We start from the raw sequence: 18493 nt of genomic DNA, 5'->3' as shown, positions 1-18493 counted from the left end.
GCTTAACACTTATACTTGTTCAGAGTCAAGTAAATGTCCCATTTTTTCTCTTTTAGTTTGCAAATAGAACTTATCTTTTTCATTGTGATTCATCACTATTGCTACTCTTTCAACTATGTCAATACCATAGCCTGAAATTCCTGTTATTTTTTTAGGATTGTTAGTCATGAGTCTTATTTTTGTAGCACCTAATAGTTCCAATATCTGAGCTCCGATTCCATAATCTCTCATATCTACAGGGAAACCTAAAGCTAAATTTGCTTCTGCGGTATCCATTCCTTTATCTTGAAGATTATATGCCTTTAGCTTATTAATTAATCCTATTCCACGTCCTTCCTGCCTCATGTAAAGCAAAATTCCATTTTTCTCTTTTGCTATTGCTTTCATGGCCGCATCATATTGTTCTCCACAATCACATCTCATAGAGCCTAGTGCATCTCCAGTAAGACACTCAGAGTGCACCCTAACAAGTACAGATTCACTACTTCTTACATCACCTTTAACTAATGCTACATGATGCTCTCCATTTATCTTATTAACAAACCCATAGATAGTAAATTCACCATATCTAGTTGGCATTTGTGCCTCCGTAACCATTTCTACAAGGCATTCAGTTTTTCTCCTATAAGCAATTAAATCTACTATGGTAATCATTTTTAAATCATGTTTTTTCACATAATCCATAAGCTCTGGTACCCTAGCCATTGATCCATCTTCATTCATAATTTCACAAATCACACCTGCAGGATATAACCCTGCAAGTCTTGCTAAATCAACTGCAGCCTCTGTATGACCGCCCCTATTTAGTACGCCACCCTCTCTTGCTGCTAGAGGAAATACATGGCCTGGTCTATTGAAATCTTTTGATGAAGCCTCCGAATCTATCACCTTTAATATAGTAGTTGCCCTCTCTGCAGCTGATATTCCTGTAGTGGTAGTTACAGCATCAATAGAAACAGAAAATGCTGTTCCATGCACATCAGTATTATTTACCACCATCTGATTTATATTTAACTTATCTAATCTATCTTTAACTATAGGCATGCATATAAGTCCACGTGCATACTTAGCCATAAAATTTATGTTTTCCTGAGTAGCTTTCTCAGCTGCTATAATTAAATCTCCTTCATTTTCCCTATCTTCATCATCTACCACAACAACCATTTTTCCATTTTTAATATCTTCTAAAGCTTCTTCAATAGTATTAAATTTATACATTTTTCCACCCCTTAATTATCACTTTGTGCTGTAATCATCACTCTGTGCTGTAATCATCACTTTTGGTGATGTAATATTATTTGCTGTGTCTACAACTGATTGCTTATACAAATCCATTTTTTTCGAGAAAATCCATACCAATAGATTTCTTTTTTTCTGGAGCTTCACCATGTTTAAGCAGTTTTTCAATATACTTCGCCATCATATCACTTTCAAGGTTAACCTCGTCACCTACCTTTTTATTAATTAAAGTAGTTTCCCCTTTTGTATGAGGTATAATTGATACTTTGAAAATGTTTTCATCAACATATGCTACAGTTAAACTAATACCGTCAATCGCTATTGATCCTTTATGTACAATATACTTTAATATATCCACTGTAGTTTCTACAGACACCCAGGTGGCATTTTCTTCGATGCACAAATCTACAATAGTTCCTATTCCGTCAATATGTCCACTTACTATATGCCCTCCTAGCCTATCACTAACCATTAATGCCCTTTCCAAATTTACATGAGAACCAGATTTCAATTTCCCTAAATTACTACTTCTTATAGTCTCCGCCATTACATCTACACTGAAGCTATTTTTATAAAATTCTGTTACAGTAAGGCACACTCCATTGGTGCTAATACTGTCACCGATCCTTATTCCACACATAACCTTTGCAGCTTTTATGGTAATTCTCGCAGACCTCGCACCTTTCTCTATAGACTTTATTTCTCCAATTTCCTCAATTAACCCTGTAAACATCTATTCACGTACCCTTCTATCATAATGTCCTCGTTAAATCTAGTTACTTCAGTATCCGTAAGTAATATAGCATCACTTACATGTTCTATTCCCTGTCCTCCTACCGGAGTCTTACCTGTTGTTCCCCCAAATATTTTCGGCGAAATAAAAGTAATAACCTTATCAATGATGCCTTCTTCTAATGCAGAATAATTTAGAGTACTGCCACCCTCAAGCAGAATACTATCTATTCCCATATCACCTAGCACTCCCATTAAATAGCTTAAATTCACTCGGTTATTTTTACTTGGAGTTACAATAACTTGTGCACCGTTTTGTTTAATAGCTTCAATTTTAGTCTCTTTTGCAAATTTTGTAGTAACTACAATAGTTTTTGTTTTTTCATCACATTTTAATACCTTTGCATCTATTGGTATTTTTGCTGTGCTGTCTATAATTATCCTTATTGGGTTTTTGCTAATTATGCCTTCTCTTCTTGTAGTAAGTTCTGGATCATCATTTAGGACAGTTCCAATTCCAACCATAATTCCAGTTACCATATGCCTTAATTCATGCACATACGCTCTAGATTTTTCATTACTTATCCACTTTGACTCACCAATAGAAGTTGCTATTTTTCCGTCTATTGTCATAGCAGTTTTCATGATGCAAAATGGTTTTTTATGAGCTATGTATTTTACAAATATTTCATTTGTTTTCTTTATTTCAGTTTCCATTATGCCCGTAGTTACTTCTATGCCACTACTTCTTAGAATTTCTATTCCCTTCCCTGCAACTAATGGGTTAGGGTCTATCATTCCAATTACCACTTTAGATATTTTATTTTGCACTATAGCATCAGCGCAAGGTGGCGTTTTACCATAGTGTGCGCAAGGCTCTAAAGTTACATACATTGTTGCGCCTTCTACATTTTCTTTGGCATTTTTAAAAGCATTTACTTCTGCATGTGGTCCACCAAAATATTCATGATACCCCTCACCGATTATCCTATTACCTTTTACAATAACAGCACCAACCAATGGATTAGGATTTACGAACCCCACTGCTTTTTTAGATAATTCAAGTGCTCTTCTCATATAATAATTATCCAATTTATCACCCCTAATTCTATAATTCTGGTGCCAATCTTCATAAATATTTCTCTCTTAGTATGCATAACTTTGATCAAATAAAATCATATATGTGGCTAAAATAATAAAAGCCCTGAAAACAAAGTTTTCAGGGCTTAATAAGCTAATTATATATCTAGTCAAATCATCACCTATCGGTGCTGTTAAATCATCACCCACCGGTGCTGTTCACTAAATATATTCACAATAAAATATAAAAGCAGTATTAACTATCTTTCATAGTTAATAAATGAAAATCTCCTATATTTATCATTATTCTCCTTCTCTCATCCAGACTTTACTGTCGGCTCTGGAATTAAACCAGATCTACCTTTAGGCTCGCGGGCTATACCGCCGGTTGGGAATTTAACCCTACCCTGAAGGATCTATTAAATTTTCAACTTAAGAATACCACTTTGTTATTTTAATGTCAAGCGAATCCTATAAATATAAACAATTAATCAAAATATTAGCTATAAACACTTTTAGATGATTTATTTGTTTTTTTTATTTCTTGTTTCATTATTTTTAATATTTACATCATTCGTATGCATATCTTTGTCATTATCAGTTCTCTTAATTCCTACTGAAGATAATTGCTCATTAGTAAGTTTCTGCTTTATACTCATTTAAAACACTCCCCTTTCTTCATTTATATTTTCCACTGGAAGAGAGATTTATACTACTATGATTTTCCCATCTATTCTAAAAAATTTATAAATTTTTATCTTGTAATGATTTTATATTTATATATAAGTTAATTAATCTTTAATTTACCACTTTACATAACTAACGTAATAAAGTAATATTGTATTTATAGAATTCATAAAGGAGTGTTAATAATGAAAATTAAATTTAACTTACTAATTGTGGCAATACTTTCAACCGCTATTTTATCTGGCTGCGGAAACACCCCCACAGCTGATAATTCTTTAAAAGATATACAAGACAAAAAAGAACTAATAGTTGGTCTTGATGATAACTTTCCACCAATGGGATTTAGAGATAAAAGTGGTGAAATTGTAGGCTTTGACATTGATATGGCAAAAGAAGTAGGCAAGCGAATGGGCGTAAAAGTAACCTTTAAACCAGTAGAATGGGACGGAATTATATTAAGTCTAAACAATAAAGATATTGATGCCATATGGAATGGATTAACAATAACAGATAAGAGAAAAGAACAAATTGCTTTTTCTAAAATATACCTTCAAAATAAGCAAACAATTATTGTAAAAAACAAGTCAACTATTTCTAAAAAAAGTGATTTAACTGATAAAATTGTAGGCCTGCAAATGGGTAGCAGCAGTGAAGCTGCACTTGCTAAAGATTCACTACTTACTAACTCACTAAAGGAGGCCAAGAAATATTCAAACAATACAGAAGCGCTACTCGATTTAAACGCTGGTCGTATTGATGCTGTTATAGTGGATGAGGTAGTTGGAAGATACTATGCTAGTAAAAAACCTGGTGATTATAAAGTTATTAATGAAAATCTAGGAGTAGAAGATTATGGCGTAGGTATAAGAAAAACTGATACAAGCCTTACTGCAGAAATAAATAAACAACTAGATGAAATACAAAATGATGGAACTGCCAATACTATATCAAAGAAATGGTTCGGCAAAGATATAATCAAATAATAATTATGAATTTTTTCTGAAGGAGTGTTTGATTTGGCTAATTTTATAGACATTACAACTTATATTTTAAAAGGGAGCCTCTTTACAATTGAATTGTATTTTGCAACAATAATCTTTTGTTTGCCTCTTGGAATAATAGGCGCACTAATCAAAGTTTCAAATTTAAAAATACTTAGTAAGATTGTGGACCTCTATACTTGGTTATTTCGCGGAACACCCTTACTTCTCCAACTGTTTTTTACATATTTCGGGCTACCTATTATTGGCATTAGATTTTCTCCTTTTACTGCAGCAGCTCTTACCTTTTCTTTGAATTACGGAGCTTATTTTACTGAAATATTCAGATCCGGTATTCAATCTATAGATAAAGGCCAATACGAGGCCGCTAAAGTGTTAGGCATGAATTATAGACAAACTATGTCAAAAATAATACTACCCCAAGCCTTTAAACGGATAATTCCACCAACTTGTAATGAGGCAATTACTCTAATAAAAGATACAGCTTTAGTAGCTGCAATTGGATTACAAGATTTACTAAGAGCTGCTAGAGAAATTGTAACTAGAGATTTTACAATCACTCCTTTTTTTATTGCCGCAATAATATATTTAATCTTTACTTCTCTTATTGTGTTGGCTTTTAAAAATCTTGAAAAAAAATATTCCATTTACGAATAAAGAACAATGCGATAAATAAAGGATGGTGCTACTATGGATTTACTCAAGATATGTAAAATAAATAAAAGTTATGATAAAACCCAAGTTTTAAAGAATGTATCTTTAAGTTTAAAAAAAGGCGAAGTAATATCAATTATCGGTCCTTCTGGCTCTGGAAAAAGCACTCTGCTTAGGTGCATAAGTGGTCTTGAGCATATGGATAATGGACTCATTGAATTTAATGGCATAACTATTGCAGAATCTAAAAAGAAAATTAATAATATTGAATCAATTAATGCTGCTAAAAAAATAGGTATGGTTTTTCAAAACTTCAATCTATTCCCTCATAAAACCGTTCTTGAGAATATAATTGAAGCTCCTATTATAGTAAATAATATAGATAAGAAAGATGCTATAGACATTGCAGAAAAACTACTTTTAAAAGTGGATTTATTAGATAAAATAAATTCTTATCCTTGTACTCTTTCTGGTGGACAAAAGCAGAGAATTGCAATTGCTAGATGTCTTGCAATGAATCCAGAATTAATTCTTTTTGATGAACCAACTTCTGCATTAGACCCTGAACTAGTCAGCGAAGTGTTGAAGGTCATTAAATCTCTTGCCATTGATAAAATATCACTCATAGTAGTTACACATGAAATGCAATTTGCAAGAGAAATATCAGATAGAATTATTTTCATGGAAAATGGAGAAATACTAGCGAACTCCACTCCTGAATTACTATTTTCTAATTCTAACCATGCCAGGGTAAAACAATTTCTAAACCTTGCATAGATATGAAATCAAACCTTTATATAAATTATAAAAAATCAACTATAGGAATGACACTTTTTTCATGGCTTCTATGTCTTAATTTACAAATTAATTAATTATTAAATCACAATTTTCTAACATGTATTATATAATATTTAGAATTAATATATATAAAGGAGCATTACTGATCACAATTTCAATTAAATCTAAATATAATAAATTTTTGACATCTTGGGGAATAATAAATTTTTATGGCCCTCTAACTTCAAGAAAATCAACATTTAAGGAAATTAATAACTACAATAACAAACAAAAACACCCAATCAAAATATCCGATATAATCATGATTAGAGGGTTTAATTAATATAAGATAGAAATGAAGATACTGATGTTATATGGAATGGATTAACAAGATTATCAATAACAGATAAGAGAAAATAAAAAAAATAGGAATTATTATCTACATGTTAACATGTAGATAATAATTTCTACTTTTACTTATTTATTATACTACTTACTATTTAATAATTAAATTAAGAGCTTGGTCTAGATCGGCAATAATATCCTCAACATTTTCAAGACCTACTGCCAGTCTTATTAAACCATCACTTATACCAGCTTCTAATCTTTCCTCTGGTGAATATGGTGAATGAGTCATTGAAGCAGGATGTTCAATTAAAGTTTCAGCATCTCCTAGACTAACAGCTATACTGCACAGTTCAGTAGAATTTATAACCTTTTTACCTTCTTCAATTCCACCTTTTATTACAAAAGCAATAATCCCGCCTGGAAGATCCATTTGTTTTTTTGATAATTCATATTGAGGAAAACTTTTAAGTCCTGGGTAATATACGTTTTCTACTGCTGGATGAGCTTCTAAAAATTCAGCTACAGCCATTGCATTTTTACAGTGTCTTTCCATTCTTATTTCTAGTGTTTTCATTCCTCTTATAATCAAAAATGCATCAAAAGGACTCAAACTAGCTCCAGTCATATCCTTAACACCAAATAATCTAACTCCATCAATAAATTCTTTAGATCCAACAGCAAAACCAGAAATTACATCACCGTGCCCATTTATAAATTTAGTTCCAGAGTGTACTACAACGTCTGCACCTAGTTCTAATGGTCTTTGTATGTATGGAGTACTAAATGTATTGTCAACTATAACCATACAATTTTCTTTTTTATGAGCAATCTTTGCTATTTCCTCAATATCTGTTATAAGTAATGTTGGATTTGCAGGTGTTTCTAAGAAAATAACTTTTGTATTTTCTTGCATAGCATTTCTAACATTTTCTGGATTTGAAACATCAACAAAAGTAACTTCAACACCATATCTAGAAATACCATGAGCAAAAAATGCATGAGTACAGCCATAAAGGGTTTGTGCTGCAATTATATGATCTCCAGCCTTTAATGCTGTCCACATAGTTGAAGATATAGCTCCTATTCCTGATGCCATAGACATACATGCTTCTCCGCCTTCAAGCATTGCCAATTTTTCTTCTAAAACTGTATTAGTAGGGTTCCCAAGTCTTGTATAAATATAGCCATCTTCCGTTCCTGCAAATCTATTTCCACCTTGCTGTGCTGAATCAAAAACAAAAGTGGCTGTTTGATGTATTGGAGTTGCCAATGCACCATATTGATCCTTCTTATTTCCACCATGTATAGCTTTAGTTGCAAATCCACTATTACGTAAATGTTCTCTATTCATTACAATTCCCCCTAAAGTAATTTTTTCTTTATATATAGATGTATACGTAACCACAGTGTCATTTATTACTAAAATATTTCAGTGTATTCAATTAGGCTTTACGACTTTATTCACATCCAAATCAATTTTATTTTTTTCATTACGTTTTTGAATTACTCCCCCTAAAATATCAAGAATTATGCCTACTAAAATTCCTATAGCGTACCCTATTAAGTCAATCCACGAAAATACATATCCTAATACCAATCCACCTAAAGTTGTTTTTCTGATATTATCTATCCAGTTAACATGATATAATTGGCTCATCTCAATAAGATAGCAAAATGATATTCCGATTAATTCAATTATCTTTGTTTTCATCTCTCTAAAAATAAAACCAAAAGCAATAAAAATCATCAACGCCCACAGAGCATCGCCCAAATATGTATTCAAAAAAGATGGTATGGCATTAGTCATCTTTCTTGAACATAACCCTAAAATAACTACAATTATTATCATGACCGAATACAATAATCTATTACGTTTGTAAGTCATACCTTGCCCTCTCTCTCCATATATTTACCATTCCCAAAAGCTTGAAAGCCAATAAAAAATCCTAGTTATTACTAACCAGGCTTCCTTTAAGCAGGCTAACATGAATAATCCTTTCTATTTTTATTAGTTTTTAGTTCCCAGTTTAAGAAGATTGTGAAATAATAATATATTTTTTAAGCCCCCAATATTATATTAAATTTTTACTATAGCCATCAAAAACATACCAACATAAACATAACTGAATTATACTAAAAAGCATAAATTCAACAGTTGCCAAGTACGTCTCTCCTAACATTACCACTTGAGCAATAAGGCTCATAATTAATATCCCACCCATTACAGCAGACACAACCCATGACCTACTATTTTCTTTTCTAAAACTAAAGATCGCTGCTATAATATTTCCGAGTCCAAATAATATGATTGCAATAATACCCGGAGTAACCCAGCTTTCAAATGGAACTTTTGATAGCCATTCTTTTGGATATTCAATAAATATTCCATCACTTGAACTTACCATCATTACTCCAATGCAAATAGCTCCTACTGCTAACATCAAGTCGTAGACCCCTAATAAATCTTCTCTTATTTTTTTCAATTTACATTACCCCCTGCTTACTCTATAACCTTTCTAGCCCTATATTTAGAATAATTAAATTCATACCAGGAGTCGCCTTCTAATAACTCTTTCTTCACATTATTTATATAAGTATTTATCTCACTAGAAATGAAAGCATTAGAATCATCTTTTAGTCTTAATATCTCTGGAATAGCATCATATGATAAAGTTTTTAGATATTGTACATCAATTTTCTGAGTTTTATAATATATGTCTATATTTTTTTCAGCAATTATTCTATCTACATTAATATAGTTCACTAATATAAACATACTCAAAACAATTACTATTAAAATCTTATTAAGTGGTATTCTTCTATTCCAAATGCCAATTACCGCTACTATAAATAACATAAATAACATCAGCATAAATATATGAACGAAAATCCTTAAATAGGTAAATCCATAAGTTTGCTCATATAAAGACATCTTATAATGAGCTGAAAATAGCATGTTTAATGTAAATGCAACAAGCACGGTTAAAAATACATTGGATATTATATTTATTGTCTTATTGTCCTTTTTAATAAATTTCATACTGCTTAGTAATATTGTAAAATTAATTATTGTAACAGCCACAAGCTCAAAGAACCCTTTTCTTGCATATTCTGAATAAGTAAATTCGTGAGGAAGAAAATTATCCCCTCCACCATAAAGATAAGAAAACTGTACTATTGAAAATAAAAGATATACTATATTTATCATAAAAATGATTGTTAAAACAGTAACTGGCTCCCATTGTATATCCTTATTTTTAGTTCTGCCCCCATCACAGCTATATTTAAAGCTCCATATATATGAAAATATAATTATGAAAGCTATGATAATAACTAATAAACTGCCTATGATTTTACCTACGTCTATATCCTTAATTCCAATTGAAAAATTGGTTACATAGTCCTTGAATACCATATCTGCTGATGTTAATAAAACTAAAATAACAATTAATAATGGGATAGAAATAATTACTCCTCTTAATATATTTTTCTTTGTAGAACTTATTTCTTTTTTATTTCTCGTAGTTATACTACATTTACTAAATGTAAAAGGCTTACAAGCATTCTCTACAATAGCTTTAATGCCTATGCTAATCACTTTCTTTATTACATCTGCACTATCCCATTTTATATTCTCATACCTAATTAATACTGTACTTACTCCAGCAAGTACCAATATCATAATCCCATTAAACAAGTTCAAAACATTATTAGAGTGAATAGAATAATTTAATGCTATTAGCAATGTAGGCATAATGGTAATATATCCAATACTATTTTTAATCCTAATCTTTTCTCTTACACTCCATAAAAAAAATCCCATGAACATAATATAAAAAATAGGAATAGAAACACCAATTTGTTTACCATTAAAAAATCTTTCACAAATTATTGATAAAATAAGTGCAATGCCCATAGTATATATTTTTTCATTTATACCAATTTGGGAATCTATGTTTTTTATTTCTTTCATACGTTTTTTCTTTAATAATTGCATATTATTATACTTATAATCCGGATAAGAAAACAACAAGTTTTCCACTGATTTCAACCAATTTTCACTATAATCTCGCTCTATGCATTCTTCCACTAAAATTCTCAAATAATTTATAACACTTCTACGAAATTCTTCTTTCTTAGATAAAGAAATCCATTTTAGACCATCCATATCTAAATTACCTACAGATTTTTCGATTTTTTTTGGTGAAAAATCAAAATTATCATTCACACCTTCTATATTAATTAAATAGGTTTCTGTATCTAAACAAGACTTTGTATTAAGTTTAAAAACAACCTTATAAGGCATATTTATTTGCTCTGTAATCACGCGTCCAATTGCATTATCAGCACTTTCCCATCCATTAATCTCTCCTTTTACAAAAAAATTAATATCTTCTTTATTTTCTTTATGACCATATGCCATAAGAACCCTATTATCTTTTATAATAATAGCTTGCACAAACTTCTTCTCCATTCTAAGTACCCCTCCATAATTTTAATGTTCTTCCCTGCATTCAAGTATATCCCCTGATATGCAATTCACTTCTCTACAAATACTATATTACTACTATACAAATTATTTATCAATATATTTTTATTGTTTTTCAATAAAAATATATTGATATGCGTTTATATTCAATTTTATAATTTTACAATTCTATAATTGTAAAATATGAATAATATCTTACTCCCGTGTTAACAAATAATATAAATGTAGCTTTTAATTGTAGATTTTGATATAATATTAGCTGATGCTTATGACTTAATTGGAATTTTAATATTAACTATCGAATGAATATTAATGTTCAATGTAATATAGAAAGGATGATTAAATTAACATGCTTTATTATTTAGCAACTTCTATGAATTTGGGATGGAATCAATTTTATATTGCTGTTTCAAAATCTTCTGACCCTGAATTACAGATTTTAATAACCCTGTTGGTTTTTATTATATTATATCTTTTGAATAACAAATTGGAAGCTATTTGCTGTGTATTTAACATTGGAATTACTGGCTTTACCAATTTGATACTTAAAAATACGGTCCAACGATCTAGACCCATGGGAATAAGATTAGTTGAAGCTGATGGCTATAGTTTTCCTAGCGGCCATTCTTCAATTTCTACAGCTATTGGTATTGTTCTTATCTACTTTATACTTAAGCGAATGAAGAATAAAAAAATTGCCTATCTACTTAGCGGTTTCATATTCGCATATTTAATTCTTGTAGGCGTTAGTAGAGTTTATGTGGGGGTTCACTATCCAACAGATGTGCTGGGTGGATGGTTTATCGCTATACTATGGTCTTTCATTAGTCTTGCAGCTTATAGGTTTTGTATGAACAAAGGCCTAAACGAATATTTAGATAAACATTTCACTATTAAACTTAATATTTTTAAACCTAAATCAAAATCTAATTAGTTTTACTATACTATAAAGCCCTAATTATTCATAATTGAATAATTAGGGCTTTACCTTTAAATAACTTTTTTATTATTCTATACAACTTTCCCATATTTTTTCTCCTATTAACACTAAAAAGCAATACAGTTCATAATAAACATAAAAAACATTAGATAAGTAACATACTTATCTAATGTTTTTTCATGTTATAATTTATTTCTAATTAGGGATAAGAGTTTTATTTTTCTAAACCCTTAGCTATAACTTCTTTAATTTCTGTTTTTATATGCTCTGCTCTAGTTCCAAATATTGCTTGGATACTATCACCAACTTCAAGAACGCCCGCAGCTCCTAATTTCTTAAGTTCTGCTTTATCAACATTTTTAGCATCCACAACACTTACACGTAAGCGAGTAATGCAAGCATCTAAATTTGTTATATTTTCTTTTCCACCTAATGCTTTTAATACTAATATTGCATGTTCTTGACCTTTAAGATTAGTTTTTGTAGTACTTGTGCCTTCTTCTTCATCTACTTCACGACCTGGAGTTTTAAGATTCCATTTTCTTATAACAAAACGGAATCCGAAGTAGTAAATCACTGCTAATGCTAATCCTACAGGAATTACTAACCACCAAGCTGTTCTATTTGGAATTACACCAAATAACAAGTAATCTATAAGTCCACCTGAAAATGTCATTCCTATTTTAACATTTAAAAGCTGCATTGTCATAAATGATAATCCTGCAAATACGCAGTGAATTCCGAACAATACTGGTGCTACGAATAAGAATGAAAATTCAATTGGTTCTGTAATACCTGTTAAGAAAGAAGTTAGAGCTGCTGACCCCATAATACCAGCTATTAACACCCTTTTTTCAGGTTTTGCTTCATGAATCATTGCAAGTGCTGCTGCTGGAAGCCCAAACATCATAAATGGGAATTTACCGGCCATAAAGGTTCCTGCTGTAAATGATACTCCATCTTTTAACTGAGCCATAAAAATAGCTTGATCTCCGTTAACTACTTGACCAGCTTTGTTTATATACTCACCAAATTGATACCAAAATGGATTATAGAAAATGTGATGTAATCCAAATGGAATTAATGATCTTTCTATTACTCCAAATACGAAGGCTGATACTGTTGGATTAGCCTCAATCATACTTTTTGAGAAGACATTTAAACCATGTTGAATTGGAGGCCATACAAAACTCATTGCAATACCTATTCCAATTGCAGCTACTGCTGTAGCTATAGGTACAAATCTCTTACCTGCAAAGAATCCGAGGTAAGAAGGTAACTCAATGTTGTAATATTTTTTATATAATTGTGCCGCTACAATACCTATTATAATACCGCCAAATACTCCTGTTGAAAGTGTTGGAATTCCTAATACGTTTGCAAACTCTGGATGTGCATGACCCACTGTTAAATCTAGAGTGACTCCTGAAACAATACCTAAAGTTTTATTCATTATTAAGAACCCAACTATTGCTGCAAGTCCTGCAACTCCTTCGCCCTCGGCTAGACCTACCGCAACCCCTACTGCAAATAATAATGCAAGATTACCAAAAATAACATCGCCAGACTGTTCCATAATTTTAGCTACTAATTGGAACCAACCAGCATTAAATATCGGAGCATTTGCTAAAAATTGTTCACTTTGAAACATATTACCAAATCCAAGCAGTAACCCTGCAGCTGGTAATAGCGCTACTGGTAGCATTAAAGCTTTTCCTACCTTTTGTAAAACACCAAAAGCTTTTTTCATTTATATTCCCCTCTCTTTTGTGGCATGTAGCAAAAACAAAAAACATGAGCAAAGTCATTATAATATTATAGCTTCACCTAAATGTAGCCATAATATTATAACAACTTTTGCTCATGCCTGATTGTATCAGTAACACGCAATTTTAATTATTAAATTAGTTTTCAGTGTAAACTTTTACACGATGATTCACACTCATTATTGTCTTATATATACATGATATCATGCATTATTAATTTTTTCAACATTTTTTTAACATTTTTAATAAAATCAGCTTTTAATGTCCTCTGATCAAGTTATATTAATTTTCTATAAACTAAAAATAAGCTAACAAAGTGATAAATCATTTTGTTAGCTTATTTTTTGCAATTACATCTTTAGTTTTTTATATTACTTCTTATTTAACTGTGTTACCATTTTGATTCTTTTTCTGAGTTTTATCTTTAGTATCCTTAGAACCTGATTTTTTCTCTGTACCTTTTTTAGCTATGTTAATCACCCCTTCAATATGTGTTTATTATATTATTATTAACACTTTATTTAATTTAATACACATGATTGATTAACTAACATAAATATATTTATTTATAAATTTCCATATCCAAAATAGCCTTCTCAACTAGACTATCAATATCTAAAACTGATTCAGATTTAATTATCTCAATTAACCTTGGTTTTGTTTTTGGATGTTTAGGAACAAAAATTGTACAACAATCCTCATAAGGTAAAATAGAGGTTTCGTAAGTTTCTATTTTTCTTGACACATCTATAATATCTATTTTATCCATAGCGATCAGTGGTCTAAACACTGGTCTATCAGAAACATCATCACTTACTACAAGTCCCTCCATAGTTTGACTAGCTACCTGCCCTATGCTTTCTCCTGTAGTTACTGAATTTATGCCATATTTTTCGGCTAGAGCACACGCAAGCCTCATCATAAATCTTCTCATAATTATTGTTAATTCGTCTTCTCTACACTTTTCTATAATTTGCATTTGGATTTCAGTAAAAGGTACAACATACAAAGTCAATTTACCGGTGTATTCTTTTAAAATACTAGTTAATTGCTTTACCTTATCCTTTGCTCTTTCACTAGTATACGGATGGCTATGATAATAAACTGCATGAAGTTCTACCCCACGTCTTGCCATCATGTAGCCTGCAACAGGTGAGTCTATACCTCCTGATAACATAAGCATAGTACTACCATTCATTCCATAAGGCAATCCACCCACTGCCTTTATTCTCTTAGCATAAATGTATGCCATATTTCTTATTTCAACGTTTATTGTACACTCTGGATTATGTACATCTACACTTACGTCTTCGTTATTTTGTAATATATAACCCCCTACTTTTCGACTTACGTCCATAGACCCTGGGCTAAATTTTTTGTTCGCTCTATTAGTTTCTACTTTAAAAGTTTTAGCGGCGCTTTCTATCATGTCTAAAAGTGCTTGCTTTTCAATACTCTCCATAGAAGCTTCAACCTGTGTAACTACGCAAACCTCCATTACTCCAAAAACATTTTTAACCTTCTCTATAATTCCCTCCATCATTTCTGAGTATATAAACCATCTTCCTTGATCCTCAACAAATTCGTAATTTAAGTTTCTTATCGCATTTTTTATATTGTCTTTAAGTTTTTTTTCGAATTTACCTCTGTTGAGCCCTTTTAAAAAGATTTCTGGTGCAAATTTTACTAAAATTAATTTTCTCATCTTTTGACACTCCTTCTGTGATGCATTATCTTTTGTTCATCTTTCTTAAAAACTTTAGTGATTTATTTAATTCGATTATAACATAGTCTATTTCATCCTTATTATTGCACTCTGAAAAACTAAACCGTATAGTTCCACCTTGCTCCTCTAAACTTCTTCCAAGTGCCTTTAATATTTCACTACTTTTATGATTTTTAGAAGAACATGCTGAACCTGTAGACACATATATCCCTTTTGCTTCTAATGCATGAAGTAATACTTCTCCTTTAATCCCTTTAAATGAAACACTTAATATATACGGTGTGAAATACTCTTCTAGTTTGCTATTAATTATAACATCATCTAACTTAGACAGTTTTTCTATAAAATATTTCTTTACCTCTAAAACACTGTTAAAATTCTCATGTTGATTTTTGCAGCTAGTCTGTACTGCTGTTCCAAATCCCACAATTCCAGCAAGATTTTCTGTACCAGATCTTAAATTTCTTTCTTGTCCTCCACCATTTATTAAGCTACCTGGTATAAGTCCTTTCCGTATATATGCAAATCCAATTCCGCGCGGTCCATGTATTTTATGTGCACTAGTAGATAGTAAATCAATATTACACTTTTGTACATCAATAGGAATCTTTCCGTAACTTTGTACTGCATCCACATGAAATTTAGCCCTACTACTTTTCTCTTTAATTCGTTTTCCTATAAGCTCAATATCCTGCACTACACCTACTTCGTTATTAACGTGCATTACGCTAACAATTTGAGTATTCTTATCTATACTGTCTATAAGATTTTCTATATCAATTCTACCACTTTCATCTACATCAATATAAGTAACCTTTATTCCTAAATCTTCTAACGCCTTAAATGTGTCTAATACACTTGGATGCTCTATTTTGGTAGTTATTATATTTGAAGATGTTTTAGCAAACCCCTTTATAAGAAAATTATTACTTTCACTTCCTCCTGATGTAAATATTATTTCCTCGCTGCTAGCATTTATGCTACTCGCAATATTTACTCTTATCTCCCTAATTTTTTGCTCTGCCTTAAACCCTAAACTATGTGCTGAAGATGGATTACCATAATAATTTCTCATAGTACTACATACATCCTCAATAACCTCTTCATAAGGCTTAGTAGTTGCACTGTTATCTAAATATATTTCCATGTTTTTATCTCTCTCCTCTGAAATGTCGTTAAAGAATCCACTAACTGTATATATTAATTCTTACTATTTCGCTCTGTTTTATTTAATTATAAATATGTTAATTATTAATGTCAATAAATAAAAAAATATCCTGTAAAGGGTGAACCTGATATGGAGCTGATGATTATAGAATGGATTAAGAAAAAAATTGAATTATCACTTATTACGATATAATTTATAGGTTAATGCTTACTTTTATGGTAAAATAAATTTATTGGAATATATAATTTATCAACTGACATTTGAGTAATTTCACTAAATTTAAATCGCTTAACCTTAGCATTACACTACAAATTGAAGGAGTGATAACCATGAGAACTACTGACAGAAAAAAGAGTATCCTGGCCGATATGTCTTTGCTTTTAGTTGCAATTTTTTGGGGCGGGGGGTTTATAGCTGTAAAAGGTGCTTTAGATAGTCTTACACCTTTTTATATTATGGCAATGCGTTTTAGTATTTCTGCGATTATTATGCTTTTAATTTTCAGAAAGAAGGTTAAACTTATTACTAAAAATGAACTTAAGGTTGGTACTTTGGTTGGACTTTTCTTATTTTTAGGCTTTGCTGCTCAAACTATTGGTATGAAATATACAACGGCTGGCAAAAATGCTTTTTTGACTGGGACTAACGTAGTTATTGTACCCTTTCTCTATTGGGTAATCAGCAAAAAAAAGCCAGATACATATTCATTAATATCTGCATTCTTGTGTTTTGTTGGGATAGGAATGCTAACCTTAGATGGAGGTATACATATTGGACTGGGTGACGGTTTGACTCTACTATGCGCAGTGTTTTTTGCAGCTCATATAGTTTCTGTTGGATTTTTCACTGAGAAAGTCGATGCTATATCACTTGTAATAATACAGTTAGGTGCCGCTGCAGTATTTTCAATTATAGCTGCTTTAATTTACGAACCAATGCCACAATCATTAAATTCAGATACAATATTTGCAATTGGTTATTTAGCAATTTTTAGTACAATGATTGCATTTATTATACAAAATGTAGCACAAAAATATACCACTTCTACTCATGCTGCTATTATCTTGTGTTTAGAATCTGTTTTTGGTTCTGTTTTATCTGTTGTAATGCTTAATGAGATATTTACATCAAAAATGATTTTAGGATGTTTAACTATATTTATCGCAATTATAACAACAGAAACTAAATTGAATTTCTTAAAAATCAAGAAAATATCCGCTACCCCATAAAACAAATATAAAGAACTCATGAGCAAAATCATTGCCCATGAGTTCTTTATATTTCAATAATATGATATTTAAATGCATTTATAAGAGTGGTGGTGTTATAAATCATTTTTCTATCACCTTTCCCATAGTCCAAATGCTGATGAGCGTAAAAAAAATATTTCGGAGAGTATTTATTTAAAATATCGATAAATACTTCAAATCCCTGATGACAAAGATCCTTTCCATCGCCCATACCTTTTGCAGGTGAATGGGTGACTAATATATCAAACCCTTTATTCTTCCATAAACACAATTTTAGTTTTGAAACTCTTTTTTGCATTTCCTTTTGAGAATATTGAAAAGGGCCTTTATTATAGTCAATAGATCCTCCAAGACCTAGTATTCTAATATTTTTATATACTATTATCTTATCATCAATAGGGATACATCCAGCTGGCGGTTTTTCTAAATATGCTATATCATGATTACCGTTAACATAAAATACAGGTGCTTTAATCATATTCGCTAGATATTCTAAATAATCTGCTTTTAAATCACCACATGAAATTACCATCTGAATTTCTTTAAACCTTTCACAATCAAAATGATCCCAAATGTAACTATCTTCTATATCTGAAACTAATAGAACTTTAACTTTAATCACCTACTTATCTTCTG

Annotated in this window: 17 protein-coding genes and 1 riboswitch; of the genes, 5 read left to right on the top strand and 12 right to left on the bottom strand. The window is 30.9% G+C overall.

Annotation, left to right across the window (positions count from 1 at the left end):
* Positions 1–9: 9 nt before the first annotated feature.
* The 4 genes from ACWJKP_RS05070 to ACWJKP_RS05055 all read right to left on the bottom strand — a co-directional run bounded on the left by ACWJKP_RS05070 (position 10) and on the right by ACWJKP_RS05055 (position 3710).
* Positions 10–1218: a bifunctional 3,4-dihydroxy-2-butanone-4-phosphate synthase/GTP cyclohydrolase II gene (locus ACWJKP_RS05070; protein WP_165411688.1), complete on the bottom strand. Its 1209-nt coding sequence runs from the start codon at positions 1216–1218 to the stop codon at positions 10–12.
* Between the two features lie 103 nt (positions 1219–1321).
* Positions 1322–1972, bottom strand: a complete 651-nt coding sequence (locus ACWJKP_RS05065; protein WP_165411687.1) for a riboflavin synthase — start codon at positions 1970–1972, stop codon at positions 1322–1324.
* Positions 1957–3063 (bottom strand): bifunctional diaminohydroxyphosphoribosylaminopyrimidine deaminase/5-amino-6-(5-phosphoribosylamino)uracil reductase RibD, encoded by a 1107-nt coding sequence (gene ribD, locus ACWJKP_RS05060; RefSeq protein WP_165411686.1) that lies wholly within the window; start codon positions 3061–3063, stop codon positions 1957–1959. The genes ACWJKP_RS05065 and ribD overlap by 16 nt, the downstream gene beginning before the upstream one ends.
* A gap of 293 nt (positions 3064–3356) precedes the next feature.
* A riboswitch (FMN riboswitch) is annotated at positions 3357–3470 on the bottom strand.
* 105 nt (positions 3471–3575) lie between these two features.
* The gene (locus tag ACWJKP_RS05055; RefSeq protein ID WP_258280636.1) at positions 3576–3710 is read right to left on the bottom strand and encodes a hypothetical protein; all 135 of its coding nucleotides are present in this window, start codon (positions 3708–3710) and stop codon (positions 3576–3578) included.
* A 213-nt stretch (positions 3711–3923) separates the two neighbouring features.
* Between ACWJKP_RS05055 and ACWJKP_RS05050 the strand changes: the two genes are divergently transcribed.
* Genes ACWJKP_RS05050 through ACWJKP_RS05040 form a run of 3 tightly spaced genes read left to right on the top strand, consistent with a single transcriptional unit; the run spans position 3924 to position 6170 of the window.
* Positions 3924–4721 (top strand): amino acid ABC transporter substrate-binding protein, encoded by a 798-nt coding sequence (locus ACWJKP_RS05050; RefSeq protein ID WP_165411685.1) that lies wholly within the window; start codon positions 3924–3926, stop codon positions 4719–4721.
* A 33-nt stretch (positions 4722–4754) separates the two neighbouring features.
* Entirely contained in the window at positions 4755–5396 is a 642-nt protein-coding gene (locus ACWJKP_RS05045; protein ID WP_165411684.1) for an amino acid ABC transporter permease, read from the top strand.
* 33 nt (positions 5397–5429) lie between these two features.
* Positions 5430–6170 (top strand): amino acid ABC transporter ATP-binding protein, encoded by a 741-nt coding sequence (locus tag ACWJKP_RS05040; RefSeq protein WP_165411683.1) that lies wholly within the window; start codon positions 5430–5432, stop codon positions 6168–6170.
* A 496-nt stretch (positions 6171–6666) separates the two neighbouring features.
* On the opposite strand, the gene megL is transcribed toward ACWJKP_RS05040, so the two are convergent.
* The 4 genes from megL to ACWJKP_RS05020 all read right to left on the bottom strand — a co-directional run bounded on the left by megL (position 6667) and on the right by ACWJKP_RS05020 (position 10992).
* Positions 6667–7869 (bottom strand): methionine gamma-lyase, encoded by a 1203-nt coding sequence (gene megL, locus ACWJKP_RS05035; RefSeq protein WP_165411682.1) that lies wholly within the window; start codon positions 7867–7869, stop codon positions 6667–6669.
* An 87-nt stretch (positions 7870–7956) separates the two neighbouring features.
* Positions 7957–8403 (bottom strand): ribosomal maturation YjgA family protein, encoded by a 447-nt coding sequence (locus ACWJKP_RS05030; RefSeq protein WP_165411681.1) that lies wholly within the window; start codon positions 8401–8403, stop codon positions 7957–7959.
* A 187-nt stretch (positions 8404–8590) separates the two neighbouring features.
* The gene (locus tag ACWJKP_RS05025; RefSeq protein WP_224579023.1) at positions 8591–9001 is read right to left on the bottom strand and encodes a hypothetical protein; all 411 of its coding nucleotides are present in this window, start codon (positions 8999–9001) and stop codon (positions 8591–8593) included.
* 17 nt (positions 9002–9018) lie between these two features.
* On the bottom strand, positions 9019–10992 hold the full coding sequence (locus ACWJKP_RS05020) for a DUF4153 domain-containing protein (RefSeq protein WP_165411680.1): 1974 nt from the start codon (positions 10990–10992) through the stop codon (positions 9019–9021).
* Positions 10993–11356: 364 nt separating this feature from the next.
* Here ACWJKP_RS05020 and ACWJKP_RS05015 point away from each other — a divergent pair, with 364 nt between their 5' ends.
* Entirely contained in the window at positions 11357–11941 is a 585-nt protein-coding gene (locus ACWJKP_RS05015) for a phosphatase PAP2 family protein (RefSeq protein ID WP_165411679.1), read from the top strand.
* Positions 11942–12161: 220 nt separating this feature from the next.
* On the opposite strand, the gene ptsG is transcribed toward ACWJKP_RS05015, so the two are convergent.
* The 3 genes from ptsG to ACWJKP_RS05000 all read right to left on the bottom strand — a co-directional run bounded on the left by ptsG (position 12162) and on the right by ACWJKP_RS05000 (position 16586).
* Positions 12162–13697 (bottom strand): glucose-specific PTS transporter subunit IIBC, encoded by a 1536-nt coding sequence (gene ptsG / locus ACWJKP_RS05010; RefSeq protein ID WP_165411678.1) that lies wholly within the window; start codon positions 13695–13697, stop codon positions 12162–12164.
* Between the two features lie 578 nt (positions 13698–14275).
* Positions 14276–15418 (bottom strand): tRNA uracil 4-sulfurtransferase ThiI, encoded by a 1143-nt coding sequence (gene thiI, locus ACWJKP_RS05005; protein WP_165411677.1) that lies wholly within the window; start codon positions 15416–15418, stop codon positions 14276–14278.
* A 25-nt stretch (positions 15419–15443) separates the two neighbouring features.
* Positions 15444–16586 carry a cysteine desulfurase family protein gene (locus ACWJKP_RS05000; RefSeq protein ID WP_165411676.1) on the bottom strand — a complete coding sequence of 381 codons (1143 nt, stop codon included), beginning with the start codon at positions 16584–16586 and terminating at the stop codon, positions 15444–15446.
* A 350-nt stretch (positions 16587–16936) separates the two neighbouring features.
* On the opposite strand from ACWJKP_RS05000, the gene ACWJKP_RS04995 reads away from it, so the two are divergent.
* Positions 16937–17836, top strand: a complete 900-nt coding sequence (locus ACWJKP_RS04995; protein ID WP_165411675.1) for a DMT family transporter — start codon at positions 16937–16939, stop codon at positions 17834–17836.
* A 46-nt stretch (positions 17837–17882) separates the two neighbouring features.
* On the opposite strand, the gene ACWJKP_RS04990 is transcribed toward ACWJKP_RS04995, so the two are convergent.
* Positions 17883–18479 carry a metallophosphoesterase family protein gene (locus ACWJKP_RS04990; RefSeq protein ID WP_224579026.1) on the bottom strand — a complete coding sequence of 199 codons (597 nt, stop codon included), beginning with the start codon at positions 18477–18479 and terminating at the stop codon, positions 17883–17885.
* Positions 18480–18493 lie beyond the last annotated feature (14 nt).

This window comes from Clostridium sp. CM037, assembly GCF_055081095.1.
The sequence above is the reverse complement of the archived record's forward strand: the minus strand, read 5'-3'. Positions and strand labels throughout refer to the sequence as shown.